At 53.4% G+C, this 15,721-nt stretch carries 6 protein-coding genes; all 6 read left to right on the top strand.

Going from position 1 to position 15,721, the window contains the following annotated elements; genetic code table 11:
* The first annotated feature begins 514 nt into the window (after nucleotides 1–514).
* The 6 genes from AC3G2T_RS20520 to AC3G2T_RS20495 all read left to right on the top strand — a co-directional run bounded on the left by AC3G2T_RS20520 (nucleotide 515) and on the right by AC3G2T_RS20495 (nucleotide 15,635).
* Entirely contained in the window at nucleotides 515–3,619 is a 3,105-nt protein-coding gene (locus AC3G2T_RS20520; RefSeq protein WP_488436693.1) for a hybrid sensor histidine kinase/response regulator, read from the top strand.
* An 8-nt stretch (nucleotides 3,620–3,627) separates the two neighbouring features.
* Nucleotides 3,628–4,758, top strand: coding sequence for a response regulator (locus AC3G2T_RS20515; RefSeq protein ID WP_488436692.1), 1,131 nt, complete (start codon nucleotides 3,628–3,630; stop codon nucleotides 4,756–4,758).
* A 155-nt stretch (nucleotides 4,759–4,913) separates the two neighbouring features.
* Nucleotides 4,914–9,725, top strand: a complete 4,812-nt coding sequence (locus AC3G2T_RS20510) for an S-layer homology domain-containing protein (RefSeq protein ID WP_488436691.1) — start codon at nucleotides 4,914–4,916, stop codon at nucleotides 9,723–9,725.
* A 198-nt stretch (nucleotides 9,726–9,923) separates the two neighbouring features.
* Complete coding sequence (locus AC3G2T_RS20505; RefSeq protein ID WP_488436690.1) at nucleotides 9,924–10,271, top strand: AfsR/SARP family transcriptional regulator; 348 nt, start codon at nucleotides 9,924–9,926, stop codon at nucleotides 10,269–10,271.
* Between the two features lie 607 nt (nucleotides 10,272–10,878).
* Nucleotides 10,879–11,040, top strand: a complete 162-nt coding sequence (locus tag AC3G2T_RS20500) for a hypothetical protein (protein ID WP_474684710.1) — start codon at nucleotides 10,879–10,881, stop codon at nucleotides 11,038–11,040.
* Nucleotides 11,037–15,635 carry a chitobiase/beta-hexosaminidase C-terminal domain-containing protein gene (locus AC3G2T_RS20495; protein ID WP_488436689.1) on the top strand — a complete coding sequence of 1,533 codons (4,599 nt, stop codon included), beginning with the start codon at nucleotides 11,037–11,039 and terminating at the stop codon, nucleotides 15,633–15,635. Before AC3G2T_RS20500 ends, AC3G2T_RS20495 begins: the two co-directional genes overlap by 4 nt.
* Nucleotides 15,636–15,721: the final 86 nt, after the last annotated feature.

Here is a 15,721-nt window from a genome sequence, read left to right as displayed (position 1 = left end):
AATTCCAAGAATTTATATGAATTGCGGGAAAACATAGAGAGTTCAACAAAATAGATTGAAAGCTCAATATATCCCTTTCACCGTCTCGACACATGTGGAGTGCTGTGTGTCGCTTGTGAGAACGCAGTGATTTAGAGCCACATTTACCTATTATGATAAACTCAAGTGTATTGCCGCTTGAGTTTTTTCAATTATTATGCCGGCCAAATATCGCCGAGCGCATTTTGCGGGAGTATTTGGACAGCCTGCCGATGTCGATTGGGCAATGCGACTAGCTTTGCTCCGCAGGCCGCCGGTCCGGATTCTGGCCGTTTTCTACGGCTGACGGCTAAAGCAGGTGGCCAACCGGTCCGGCTCTAGTGGCTTGAAGTGAAAGGAGTCTGAGCTTTCATCCGGCTCTTTTCGCATAAAATGAAGGAATATGTCGAATCGAGGAGAATTTAACGATGTGACGTTCAATTATTAACGGTAGATAATTGGTGCGAATATGAAAATGGGACAGGAAACGGGAACGATGAGAAAACAATTGACGGTATTGATCTGCATGATCGGTGTGTTTACCGTTGTTACATTGCTATTCATCCATGAATGGCTAAATCCTGCTTTTCAGTATCCGGAAGCGCGAGGAGGGGAGTTGGACGCAAGACAATGGAATTTTGCAAAGCAAGGGATTATACCGTTGCGGGGAGAATGGGAGTTTTATGAGAACAAGCTGCTAACTCCCCAAGATTTTCATGCCCATGGAGAAACGCTGCAAGCGGAGCGCCGAATCGTTCGCGTTCCCGGAGGCTGGAAGGGTCTAGTTTCCTCCGGTAGCGGGTACGGCGCGGGTACATATCGTCTGCACATTAAGGTTGGCGATCCGGATTTTTATAGCCTTAGAGCCAAAAAGATTCGCATGTCCAGCCACGTATATATGGGGGGATCGGACCTCGGCGGCACCGGAATACCGGATTTGTCAGCAGATCGATTTGTACCTAGCAATCTGCCGTTTTTCGGTACGATCAAAGCGGATACCGCTACTATTGACATCATCATCCAAGTGGTTAGCTTCCGCTATCTGGAAGGCGGACTGGTGCAGGCGCCGGAATTTGGTTTAACAGCGGACGTAATGGGCAGACGCGACAATGCCCGTCTGGCGGACATGATTGTCATCACTACGATGCTTGTATTCGGGATTTATTTCGCAGGTATGTTCAAGCAATGGCGGGAGGAGCCCTATCTCGCATTTTTCAGTTTGTTCTGCTTGTCGTTAGGGTTATTTTTCAGCATCGACAACGAAATCGTCATGGCGACCTTGTTCCCAACGATTTCCTTTCTATTTTTGCAGAAAATGCTGTTTATCCTGCCCTACTTTTCGATCTTCACATTTGCCCTCTATGTCTACCTGTACCTGGACCATATAGAACGATTGGGATTTAAGTGGCTGTGCCGGATTTCTTATGGATATTTGGCCATATTGGTCGCGATTCCTAACGAATATTTGGTCGATATTCTTTGGTCGGGGATCGTCCTGCAAATCACCGCTTTCGCTTTCATTCTTTTCTGGATTTTCCGCTATCGGGATCGCGGGGTTCAAGTTTACTATATTTTGTTGGGCGTATTTTTCCTCATCATTAGTTGGATTTATGCCCAAACACGCTATCAGTTGGCGTTGGACAACCCGTATTATATGATCGTAACGCCGTTGCTTCTCGTTCTATCGCAATCGTTCCTCATGTCGGACCGGGTTCGTGAGGCGTTTATGCGGAACGAGCGATTGGCCGAGCAACTGATCGTGTACGATCGCCAAAAAGATGAATTTCTCCTCCATACGTCCCACGAGTTCAAGACGCCGCTGCACGGCATTATCAATCTGGCGCAGGTGGTCATCGACCAGAGTGGCGTAGAATTAGCGCAGCGGCAGCGTGAGAATCTGGATTTCATCATTGCCCAGGCGACCGGCTTGTCTACGCTGGTCAACGATATTATCGATTTTCAGAGTTTGCAGCGCCGAAGCCTGACATTCCATAACCGGATTTTCGATGTCAGCGGCACAGTTCAGGCTACTCTGGAAGCGTTGAACTATTTGCGCAGGAACGAACAGGTGAGGCTGGTCAATCAGGTGCAGCCGGGAACCTATTATCTGTTTACAGACGAAAACCGCCTGAACCAAATACTCGTGAATCTGGTCGGCAATGCGCTGAAATTTACGGAACGGGGAAGCGTGGCGGTGGCCGCAGAATCGCGAGAAGGCTGGCTTCGTCTGACTTTTGCGGATACCGGTGCCGGGATGAACGCGGAGCGGCGGCAGCGGCTTTTTACAGACGATCTGATGGGCGGCGGTGGGGAACCAACGGCTTCGGCGTATCACTCTTCCGGTCTGGGTTTGAAAATATCAAAGGCGCTTGCGGTGCAAATGGGTGGCGATCTGGAGCTGCAATGGTCGGAGCCGGAGCGGGGTTCGGTGTTCGAGCTGCGGCTGCCGGAGGCAACGGCTGCGCAGAAGGAACGGGAGCCCGGCCAGGGAGAGGCCGCGGCCGATCTGGAGCTGCAACCGCTACCCGGAGCGGGCACGCCGACGGTGGAAGACCCCTCGCTGCGTGCGGCGGAGCGGTCCGGCGAGGTGAAGATTCTGCTCGTCGATGACGATGCCTCCAACATTAAGGTGCTGCGGGAGCTGCTTGCACCAAGCCGTTATGAAGTTCTCGCGGCCTACAACGGAGCGGACGCGCTCAGGCTGATTGAGCAGCGCCAAGGCGATTTGTCGCTTGTCCTTCTCGACGTGATGATGCCTGAGATGTCAGGGTATGAAGTGTGCAGACGCATTCGGGACGAGCATCCGATCTACAAGCTGCCGGTTCTTCTCTTGACGGTGCGCAATTCGCCTGCCGATATTGCCGCGGGCTTTGAAGCGGGAGCCAATGACTTTCTGGTGAAGCCGTTCGACGGCAGAGAGTTAATGACGCGGGTGAAGATGTTGCTTCAGCTCAAGGAAGCGGTTCAGCATGCCGTTCAAGTGGAAACCCTCTTCTTGCAATCGCAGATCAAACCGCATTTTATTTATAATGCTTTAAGCGGCATTATATCATTGTGTTACAGCGACGGAGCGCGGGCGGGCAAGCTGTTGGGCGAATTCAGCAATTATTTGCGGCTCAGCTTCGATCTTGACCCTCATCATGCCAAAGTCAGCCTGAATCGAGAGCTTTCCCTGGTGAAATCTTATGTCGAACTGGAACAGGCGCGTTTCGGCGAACGGTTGAAGGTGGAATGGGACACGGACGCTTCTAGGGAGACGCTGATTCCCGCGCTGATCATTCAGCCGCTCGTCGAAAACGCGATCCGCCACGGTTTGATGAAGCGCATATCGGGAGGTACGGTCCTCATTCAAACGATTGCGGAGCAGCAGGGATTGCGAATTGTGGTTCAAGACGATGGAGTCGGCATGTCCGCGGAACAACGGGAAACGATCCTGTCGCCGGATCGATCGGGCGGCGGAGGCATTGGTCTTATCAACGTGCATAAACGGCTCATGAACGAATACGGACAAGGCCTGCAATTCGAGAGTGTTCAAGGGAAAGGCACGAAAGTGACGATCTCGATTCCTTCTCGTAAGCAACCAGACCGACCAAGCGGGTGAATGGGGAAATGAGAGCTATCGTCGTAGACGACGAACGATTAATTGCAGAGCATATTGACAGGCTTCTTACTGACGCGGGGATCGAAGTTTTGGGCTGCTTCACGAATCCTTATGAAGCGTTGGAGATGACGAAGGCGTTGCGGCCTGATGTGCTGTTCCTAGATATCGAAATGCCGGAGATGAGCGGACTGGATATCGCGGAGAAAGTATATTCGGACAACCTTGATTCGGAAGTCGTCTTTATTACCGCCTACAACCAATATGCCATCGATGCTTTTCGGGTGAACGCGCTCGATTATTTGCTGAAGCCGGTTATGGAGGAAGATTTGAACCGCTCGCTGGAGCGGATCAGGAAGAGACGAAAAGTGCGCGTGGAGACTCAGGGAAAGACCGGTAGCCCGCAAGTGGCAGTCTCTCTTTTTGGCAAGTTTTCCGTCTATCTCGGCGATAATCCGGAACCGGTTCGCTGGGTGACGTCCAAATGCGCGGAGCTATTCGCTTACATGCTCCTGCAGCAAGGTGATAAGGAAGTAAGCAAATGGCAGTTGTTCGAGGCGCTCTGGAACGAGAAAAACATGGAAAAGGCGGACATTAATCTGCGAAGTACCGTCAGCAGGGTCAACAAGACGCTGAGGGAGCTCCATGCAGGCATGGCGCTCGTCTCCGTCAGAAACGGGTATCGGCTGACAATGTCCGATGATGCGCTCATTGTCGATGCCGATTCATTGGAGCGCTTCGTGCTCGATTCCGTCGAGATCGGCCCGGAAAACCTGAATCGCGTCGAGCAGCTCGTCTATCGCTGCAATCCTCCGGTTCTGCAAGAGTTCAGCGGCGATTGGTGCGAGTCTTACCGGAACCGATATCGTCAGTATTTCCTTCATCTTGGAGTAAAGTTGCTCTCTTATTATGAGAGCGTGGAGACGGAACCTCTCAAAACGTTGCGCCTGGCGGAGTTGTTGGTTGGCCATGATCCTTATAACGATTCGCTTAGGGCAGCGGCGATGAAACTCCATTATCAACTAGGAGGTCAGAAGCGGGCGGCTGCTTATTATGAAGCGTATGCCAAGCTTTTGAAGACGGAGTTGGGTGCGAAGCCGGGCGATGCGCTTGCCGCTTTGTTTTGTAAATTGACCGATTGAAATACATAAATGGAATAGACGCGCTAAAAGGAACCTGTGGTCCATACGGATCGGGTTCCTTTTCTTTTTGCAACAATTTTGCAACATCGCACGAGCTATGATGTCGTATGCGATAATATTTTGTCGAAGAATTCAAAGAAGGGTGGATCTCGAAAATGATTCAAAGAACGATGAAACGTTGGATAGCTATTGTCATGGTATTATTATTAATTGCGGCCAATCTTCCTCAGAATGCTTATGCAGATTCTCTTGACGAGTGGAATATCCGGAATCCGTTGCCCACGGGTAATGTTCTATATGGCGTCACCTACGGAAACGGTACGTATGTGGCGGTAGGGGCCGATGGAACGATTGTAGCCTCCAGCGACGGAGCGGACTGGACGAGCCGAACGAGCGGCACTTCGAGTCATCTATTGGGCGTCACCTACGGAAACGGGACGTATGTGGCGGTGGGGACCAGTGGAACGATTGTGACCTCCGGCGATGGAGCGAACTGGACGAGCCGAACAAGCGGCACTACTTATGCTCTAAATGGCGTTACCTTCGTAAACGGCAAGTATGTGGCAGTGGGGGAAAGTGGAACGATTGTAATTTCCATTGACGGAGTGAGCTGGACGAGCCTAACGAACGACCATCGGGATAATCTATTTGGCGTTACCTACGGAAACGGAACGTATGTGGCGGTGGGTGCACTTGGAGTGACTGTAACCTCCAGCGACGAAGCGAGCTGGACGAGCCAATCGGGCGACACTACGGATTATCTATTTGGCGTCACTTACTCAAATGGGACGTATGTGGCGGTGGGGAACAATGGAATGATTAAGACCTCCATCGACGAAGCGAGCTGGACGAGACTACCGAGCGGCACTACGGATAGTCTGAAGGGCGTCACTTACGGAAACGGCATGCATTTGGCGGTGGGGGGCAATGGAACGATTGTGACCTCCGGCGACGGAGCGAGCTGGTCGAGCCGAACGAGCGGCACTACGAATGAACTATTTGGCGTTACCTACGGAAACGGAACGTATGTGGCGGTGGGGTACAATGGAACGATCGTAACCTCCAGCGACGGAGTGAGCTGGACGAGCCGAACGAGAGGCACTACGAATGATCTAAATGGTATTACCTACGGAAACGACACATATGTGGCGGTGGGGGCCAATGGAACGATTGTAACTTCAAGCGACGGAGCGAGCTGGACGAGCCGAACGAGCGGCAACCTGAATAATGTATATGGTGTCACCTACGGAAACGGGACTTATGTGGCGGTGGGGTACAGTGGAACGATTGTGACCTCCGGCGATGGAGCGAACTGGATGAACCGAACAAGCGGCACTCCTAAAGCTCTATATGGCGTCACCTACGGAAACGGCAAGTATATGGCAGTGGGGGCCAATGGAACGATTGTGGCCTCCAGCGATGGAGCGAATTGGACGAGCCAAACGAGCAGCACTACGAATTATCTATTTAGCGTCACCTACTCAAACGGCACATATGTGGCAGTGGGGGATGCTGGAACGATTGTGACCTCCAGCGATGGAACGAACTGGATGAGCCAAACAAGCGGTACTCCTAAAGCTCTATATGGCGTCACCTACGAAAACGGCATATATGTGGCGGTGGGTGCCGATGGAACGATTGTAACCTCCAGCAATGGAGCGAGTTGGACGGGCGGAACGAGCGGCACTACGAATCCTCTGAGGGGCGTCACCTACTCAAACGGCATGTACGTGGCGGTGGGGGAAAGTGGAACGATTGTGACCTCCAGCGACGGTGCGAGTTGGACGAGCCGAATGAGCGGCACCACGAATCCTCTGAGGGGCGTCACCTACGGCTACGGAACGTATATGGCGGTGGGTATGACTGGAAAGATTATACAATCCGCCCCAGCGCCGGCAGTCAACAGCGTGAGCGTCAGCCCGAGCAGCGCAAGCGTGGTGCAAGGAGGAAGCAAAAAGCTCACGGCCGTGGTAGATGCGGTGGGAGGCGCGGCAGAGACGGTCACATGGACGAGCAGCGACGCAAGCAACAAAGTGGCGGTGGACGGCACGGGGAACGTGACGGTCGCGGCGAATGCCTTTCCGGGGAATTATACGATCACGGCAACGTCAACAGTGGATGGCAGCAAAAAAGGGACAGCGACGATTACCGTTACTGCGGCAGGTTCAACCATTTTTAATCAAGATGGCATTGGTTATAGCGGCACAATTGCACCCGCGCCAATTGGATCCACTGTGAGGATGTCCGTGTACAATAATTGGCCTAGCAATCTCTCAAGAGGAAGCTTTGCTTTTTCCGGCGGGGTATTCGATGGACAACACATCTGGATGATTCCATATTCCGCCGATAGCCTGCTTAAGGTGGACAAAGATACGGGTGCGATGACCGCTTACAACAATTGGCCTAGCGGATTTACCAAAACCCCGAGCGATCCTTTTCAGTCTATTCAGGCTTTCCAGGGGGGAGTATACGATGGGAATTCCATTTGGCTCATTCCCTATAGCGCTGACAGGGTTATAAAGGTAGATAAAAACACTGGGGAAATGACGGGTTACAGTGACTGGCCCGAAGGGACGACTTCCATTGGCGCGACCGCTTTTATGGGAGGGGTTTTTGACGGGCGGAATATTTGGTTCGTCCCTTATAAAGTGAACAAAGTAATTAAGCTTGACACCGTTACCGGGGTAATGACAGGGTACGAGGACTGGCCCGCCGGATTCAATCATGGCACTTATGCATTTGGCGGCGGTCTTTTCGACGGACAGAATGTCTGGTTAATTCCCTCTGAAGCCAATCAAGTGATCAAAATCAATCCAGAAACCGGAACTATGACAGCTTATAGTAACTGGCCCGCCGATTTTTCGAAAAATACAGCAAGGTTCACGGGAGGAATTTTCGACGGCCAAAATGTGTGGATGATCCCTTCTAATGCAGATCGGGTTATCAAAATGAATACAACCGACGGTACCATGACGAGTTACAATGCTTGGCCGGATGGATTAACGGAAAAATATTTTTTTGGCGGTTCATTCGATGGGCAAAATATCTGGATGGTCTCTGCCTCGGCAAATTCTTCTGTCGTCAAGATTAATACAGTTACGGGTGAGATGACCGGATACAGTAATTGGCCCGATGGGATCAATAGAGGCCCCATGCCTTTCCGGGGCGGGGTATTCGACGGCGATAGCGTTTGGATGATTCCCTTTACCGCGGACGGCTTGGTTAAGCTGGGCAATCCCGCCTACACCCTGACCTACACGGCTGGTGCGAACGGCACGATCACAGGCAATGTGACGCAGACGGTGAGCAGTGGCGGTTCCGGCACAGCCGTGACGGCAGTGGCGAATCCCGGCTATCACTTCGCCAGTTGGAGCGATGGCAACACGCAAGCGACGCGAACGGACACGAACATTACGGCAAACTTGAGCGTAACGGCGACATTCGCGCAGGATGCAGCCTACACCCTGACCTACACGGCTGGTACGAACGGCACGATCACAGGGAATGTGACGCAGACGGTGAGCAGCGGTGGTTCCGGCACAGCCGTGACGGCAGTGGCGAATCCCGGCTATCACTTCGCCAGTTGGAGCGATGGCAACACGCAAGCGACGCGAACGGACACGAACATTACGGCAAACTTGAGCGTAACGGCGACATTCGCGCAGGATCGTATCTCATCTGGTTCCGGCGTTTCCACGACACCGGCGACAACCAATAACGGTGTAGAGATATTTGTTAACGGGAAAGTAGAAACTGCGGGAACAGCCTCCGCAAGTAAGCGAAACGACCAGACCGTGACTACGATTGTCGTCGATCAGAAGAAACTGGAGGACAAGCTCGCGGCGGAAGAAAAAGGCGCTGTTATCACCATTCCGATTGCCGCCAAGTCCGATGTCTTCATCGGCGAACTGAATGGCCTAATGGTGAAGAACCTGGAAGACAAGCAGGCGGTTGTAGCGATTAAAACGGACAAAGCGACATACACACTTCCTGCTCAGCAGATCAATATCGACGCTGTATCCGACAAGATCGGCAAGTCAGTTGCCTTGCAGGATATTAAGGTACAAATCGAGGTTGCGGCGCCAACAGCGGATAAGGTGAAAGTAGTAGAAGATGCGGCAGAGAAGGGCGCGTTCACGCTTGTCGTTCCGCCGGTAGAATTTACGGTTAGAGCCTCATACGGAGAGAAGACCATCGAAGTATCCACATTCAACGCCTATGTGCGTAGAACGATTGCGATCCCGGATGGCGTTGACCCGAGCAAGATTACGACGGGCGTTGTGGTCGAATCTGATGGAACGGTCCGCCACGTTCCGACTAAGATTGATGTGATCGATGGCAAGTATTACGCAACAATCAACAGCTTGACCAACAGCACCTACTCCGTCGTCTGGCATCCGCTTGAATTCAGCGATGTTGCGAAACATTGGGCGAAAGACGCCATCAATGATATGGGAACTCGGATGGTCATTCAGGGCACTGGGGGCGGCCAGTTCAGTCCTGACCGGGATATTACGCGCGCCGAGTTCGCGGCTATCGTCGTTCGAGGTTTGGGGCTCAAACCGGATAATGGAGCGACGCCATTCTCGGATGTGAAGGCAACGGATTGGTACAGCGGCGCGGTCAACACTGCTTATACGTACAATCTGATCACGGGCTTCGAGGATGGAACATTCCGACCGAATGACAAAATTACGCGCGAACAGGCGATGGTAGTGCTCTCCAAAGCGATGAAGGTCACCGGATTGAAAGACAAGCTTTCCGTTCAATCGGCAGATACGGCACTTCGTCCGTTTGGAGATGCGACAGCCGTACCCAAGTGGGCGCTAAGCAGCGTTGCGGATAGTGTGCAAGCAGGGATTGTAGAGGGAAGAAACGGTGCTGCACTTGCGCCGAAAGCCAACATGACCAGAGCCGAAGTGGCAATGATTATTCAGAAACTGTTGCAAAAATCGGGTCTGATTTAATTAGAAATCAGTAGTCAACCCAAAGAGATCCCATATTCCCTTCCCTGGTGGACACATTCCGCATGGGGGAGGGATTGCTTTTTTCGATTACATCATGAAATTGAGAGCACTCAACCTTTTCAAGACGGCAACGGTCGTGTCGGCAGCGGCGGACAACGGACGGCTGTCGCCGCGCTGTTCGGCAAGTTCGCACATTATTTGTATGTTGGTCTGGAGCCGGTTCGCTGGGTAACATCCAAGTGCGCGGAGCTGCTCGCTTATATGCTGCTGCAGCCCTGGGAGAAGGAGGTCAGCAAGTGGGAACTGTTCGAGGCGCTCTGGCCGGCCCAGAATACGGAGAAAGCAGGCATCAACCTGCGAAGCACGGTTAGCAAAATCAACAAGACGTTACGGGATTGCCGTTCGGGGATGGCGCTGACTTCTGTCAGGAATGGCTACAGGCTGGTCTTGTCCGATGAAGCGCCGGCTGTGGACGCGGTGGAATTGGAGCTTTTCGAGCTGGACGCCGTCGAGCCGGACCCGGATAATCTGGCCCATGTCGAGTAGCTCGTCCACCGCTGTAGCCGACCGTTCCTGCAAGAGTTCGACAGTGCCTGGTGTGAGCCTTACCGCAAGCAGTATCGCCATTATTTCCTGCATCTTGGGAAAAAGCTGCTCCAGTATTACGAGAAAGCCGAGACGGAGCCGTTTAAGGCGCTGCGGCTGGCCGATCTGCTAGTCGAACACGACCCTTACGACGAATTACTGCGGGAAGCGGCGCTGAAGCTGCACCATCGCATCGGCGGTTCCCAACGCGCGGCCGCCTACTATGAAGCGTAGCCGAGCTGATCAAGACCGAGCTGGGGGCCTTGCCGGGCGATACGCTTACCGCGTTGCTTCGCGCCTTAACGGATTGACCCATATCGCATGAAGGAACCTGTAATCCGACCGGAGCGGGTTCCTTTTTGTTTTGCAACAATTTTGCAACATCGCTCCCGTTATAATGCCTTGGTAGTGAAATCAGCATGGGAGTGATCCACCGAATGAAACGAATGTATTCGGGTCGCTAGTAGACGGCGGCGGTACGAACGGGTTGAACGCGGATGCTTTAAAACCCGGCAGTCAAGCCTCAAATAGCTGTATTCAACAACGCTTTAAATATTTGGATGACGAGGTGGAAAACAGCAAAAGCGAAACGAAAACGACGACAAAGATGCTGCAGAAGGCGACGTTGACAGGCAAGGATGTATTTCCCGAGTATAACATGATTTATGTTGAAAAGTTTGAGAATACGATCAAAGGAATGCAGGGAAAGGCGAGTGGAAGAAAACAATGATCAAACGTTGGATTTCGATAGTCATGGTATTATTTTTAATTGCAGCCAATATTCCTCAGTATGCTTTTGCAGATTCTCTTGACGAGTGGAATATCCGGAGTCCGTTGCCAACAGCTAATAATCTAGCTGGCGTCACCTACGGAAACGGCACGTATGTGGCGGTGGGAGTAGGTGGAACGATTATAACCTCCAGCGACGGAGCGAGCTGGACGAGCCGAACGAGCGGCACTACAAATGCTCTATATGGCGTCGCCTACGGAAACGGCACGTATGTGGCGGTGGGATTAGGTGGAACGATGGTAACCTCCAGCGACGGAGCAAGCTGGACGAGCCGAACGAGCGGCGCTACGAGTAATCTAAATGGCGTCACCTACGGAAACGGGACGTTTGTAGCGGTGGGGAACAGTGGAACGATTGTAACCTCCAGCGACGGAGTGAGCTGGACGAGCGGCACGAACGGCACGAATCATCTATTTGGCGTCACCTACGGAAACGGGTCGTATGTAGCAGTGGGTGCAAGAGGAACGATTGCAACCTCCAGCGACGGAGCGAGCTGGACGAGCCGAACGAGCGGCGCTACGAATCAACTATTTGGCGTCACCTACGGAAACGGCACGTATGTGGCGGTGGGATTAGGTGGAACGATGGTAACCTCCAGCGACGGAGCGAGCTGGACGAGCCGAACGAGCGGCACTACGAATCAACTATCTGGCGTCACCTACGGAAACGGCACGTATGTGGCGGTGGGAGTAGGTGGAACGATTATAACCTCCAGCGACGGAGCGAGCTGGACGAGCCGAACGAGCGGCACTACGAATAATCTTCAAGGTGTGGCCTACTTAAACGGTACGTATGTGGCGGTGGGAGCAGGTGGAACGATTGTAACCTCCAGCGACGGAGCGAGCTGGACGAGCCGAATGAACGGCACTACGAATAATCTACAAGGCGTCACCTACGGAAACGGTACGTATGTGGCGGTGGGTGCAGGCGGAACGATTGTAACCTCTAGCGACGGAGCGAGCTGGACGGGCCGAATGAGCGGCACTACGAATAATCTATATGGCGTCACCTACGGAAACGGGTCGTATGTGGCGGTGGGTGCAGGCGGAACGATTGTAACCTCCAGCGACGGAGCGAGCTGGACGAGCCGAACGAGCGGCACTACGAATCAACTATCTGGCGTCACCTACGGAAACGGCACGTATGTGGCGGTGGGATTAGGTGGAACGATTGTAACCTCCAGCGACGGAGCGAGCTGGACGAGCCAAACGAGCGGCGCTATGAGTAATCTAAATGGTGTCACCTACGGAAACGGCATGTATGTGGTGGTGGGCGCAGGTGGAACGATGGTAACCTCTGGCGACGGAGCGAGCTGGACGCGCCGAACGAGCGGCACTATGAATTATCTATATGGCGTCACCTACGGAAACGAGGCGTATGTGGCGGTGGGATTAGGTGGAACGATTGTAACCTCCAGCGACGGAGCGAGCTGGACGATCCGAACGAGCGGCACTCCGAATCAGCTAAATGGCGTCACCTACGAAAATGGCACGTATGTGGCGGTGGGGAACAGTGGAACGATTGTGACCTCCAGCGACGGGGCGAACTGGACGAGCCGAACGAGCGGCATTATGTATCATCTATATGGCGTCATCTGTGGAAACGGCACGTATGTGGCGGTGGGATTAGGTGGAAGGATAGTGAAGTCCGGCCCAGTCACCGCAATGCCGCAAGCGGCGATGCCGGCAGCGAGTCCGTCCGGCGGCGCGGTAGCGTCGGGCACGACCGTAGCGTTGTCAACGTCCACGACGGGAGCGACGATCTACTATACGACCGACGGCAGCACGCCAACCGCCAGCAGTACGGCTTACAGCACGCCGATCAGCGTGACGAGCGCGATGACGATCAAGGCGATTGCGGTAAAATCGGGCATGACCAATAGTGCCGAGATGAGCGAGAGCTACACGATCATGCCGCAAGCGGCGATGCCGGCAGCGAGTCCGTCCGGCGGCGCGGTAGCGTCAGGCACGACCGTAGCGTTGTCCACGGCAACTTCTGGAGCGACGATCTACTATACGACCGACGGAACGACGCCAACCGCCAGCAGTACGGCTTACAGCACGCCGATCAGCGTGACGAGCGCGATGACGATCAAGGCGATTGCGGTAAAATCGGGCATGACCAATAGTGCCGAGATGAGCGAAAGCTACACGATCATGTCGCAGGCGGCGACGCCGACAGCGAATCCGTCCGGCGGCGCGGTAGCGTCGGACACGACCGTAGCGTTGTCCACAGCAACTTCTGGAGCGACGATCTACTACACGACCGACGGCAGCACGCCGACCGCCAGCAGTACGGTTTACAGCACGCCGATCAGCGTGACGAGCGCGATGACGATCAAGGCGATTGCGGTAAAATCGGGCATGACCAATAGTGCCGAGATGAGCGAAAGCTACACGATGTATGTACCTGGTGCGCCTATGATCGTATCGGCAGCAGCGGGGAACGGACAGATTACCATCAGTTGGAATCCCGTATCCGGAGCGACCGGATACAATGTATACACATCTACTGCCTCCGCTTCCTACGGAATGGCGGCTGTTACGGTCGGAGGTTCCGTATATAGTACGGATCTAACGGGACTTACAAATGGAACCATCTATTACATTGTTGTCAGAGCAGTTAACGGAAGCAGTGAAAGTGCGAACTCCAATGAAATGAGCGCGACTCCGCAAGTTCCATCACTCGGAGTACCGGTATTGCTGCCCGCGATTGCAGGAAATGCGCAAGTCAGCCTTGCGTGGAATCCGGTATCTGGTTCAACAGGATATAAGGTTTACCAAAGCGTGACTTCCGGCACCTATGGAGCGGCAGTAGCTACAGTAAGCGGTTCAGTATATAGCTATAATGTAACGGGCTTGACCAACGGTACAACGTACTATTTTGTCGTGAAGGCGACCAACTCCGGGGCGGACAGCGCGGCTTCCCTTACGGTAAGTGCAACTCCGGCAACCGTTCCGGCAGCGCCGGAGAATGTGACGGCGGTTGCCGGAAACGGTCAAGCAACCGTCAGCTTTACGGCCCCGACTGATGACGGGGGAAGCGCGATTACGGAGTATGAGGTAACGGCGTCACCAGGAAACATCAAAGCAACTGGAACGGCAAGCCCGATTACCATTACTGGCTTGACCAACGGAACGAGCTATACGTTCACCGTAAAGACGATCAATGGCGTCGGTAGCAGTACATCCTCTGCCGAATCGACCGCGGTCATCCCGAGCCCGCCACCCAGCGGCAGCAGTAGTGGCAGTGATGCGCCATCGACTACACCGGCGACAACCAATACAGGGGTAGATGTTCTGGTCAACGGCAAGGCGGAGAATGCAGGAACGGCAACGAAAACCAAGCGGAATGACCAAACCGTAACTACCGTAGCCGTCGACCAAAAGAAGCTGGATGACAAGCTCGCAGTGGAAGGTCAGCATGCGGTGGTGACGATTCTGGTCAACACGAAGTCCGATGTAGTTGTTGGCGAATTGAATGGTCAAATGGTTAAAAACATGGAGGATAAACAGGCAGTTTTAGAGATCAAAACGGATCAGGCAACGTATACTCTGCCGGCGCAGCAAATCAATATCAGCGCCATCTCCGATCAGTTCGGGAAGTCCGTTGCTTTGCTGGACATCAAGGTACAGGTCGAAATTGCCGCGTCGCCAGCCGATACGGTAAAAGTCGTGGAGAATGCGGCAGCCAAAGGAACGTTTACGATTGTCGCACCGCCGATGGAATTTAAAGTTAGAGGCACCTACGGATATAGGACTATCGAAGTATCGAAATTCAACGCCTATGTGGAACGCACGATTGCCGTTCCGGACGGTGTGGACCCGAACAAGATTACCACGGGAGTAGTCGTCGAGCCGGACGGAACGGTACGTCATGTGCCGACCAAGGTCGTTGTGATCGATGGCAAGTATTACATCAAACTCAACAGCCTGACCAACAGTACGTACTCTGTCGTCTGGCATCCGCTCGAATTCCTTGATGTCGCGAACCACTGGGCGAAAGACGCTGTCAACGATATGGGATCACGGATGGTCATTGATGGTACGGGCGACGGCAGATTCAGTCCCGATCAAGATATCACTCGTGCCGAGTTTGCAGCCATTCTTGTACGCGGATTGGGACTGAAACCGGAAAATGGGGCAACGGCGTTCGCTGACGTGAAGACGTCAGATTGGTACAGCAGCGCGGTCAACACGGCTTATGCGTATCAACTGATTAGCGGGTTCGAGGACGGCACGTTCCGGCCGAACGACAAGATTACTCGAGAACAGGCAATGATGATTCTCTCCAGAGCGATGACGATTACCGGACTGAAAGCAAAGCTTTCCGCTCAAGCGGAAGATGCACCACTTCGTCCGTTTGGAGATGCGGCAGACGTGTCCGGCTGGGCGCAAAGCAGTGTTGCGGACAGCGTGCAGGCTGGCCTTGTATCTGGACGAGGTGCCGCCGGGCTTGCGCCGAAGGCGTCCGTCACCAGGGCTGAGGTTGCGAGCATTATTCAAAGACTTTTGCAAAAATCAGGCCTGATATAGGCGAAGATGTCCAGAGGCAATTGAAGATCGTCCCTTCCCAGCAACATCTTTCGATGTTGGGAAGGGATTTTTATTGTTGAGTCGGT

It is taken from the genome of Paenibacillus sp. sgz302191, assembly GCF_057749925.1.
This window is presented reverse-complemented; position numbering and strand designations above follow the sequence as displayed.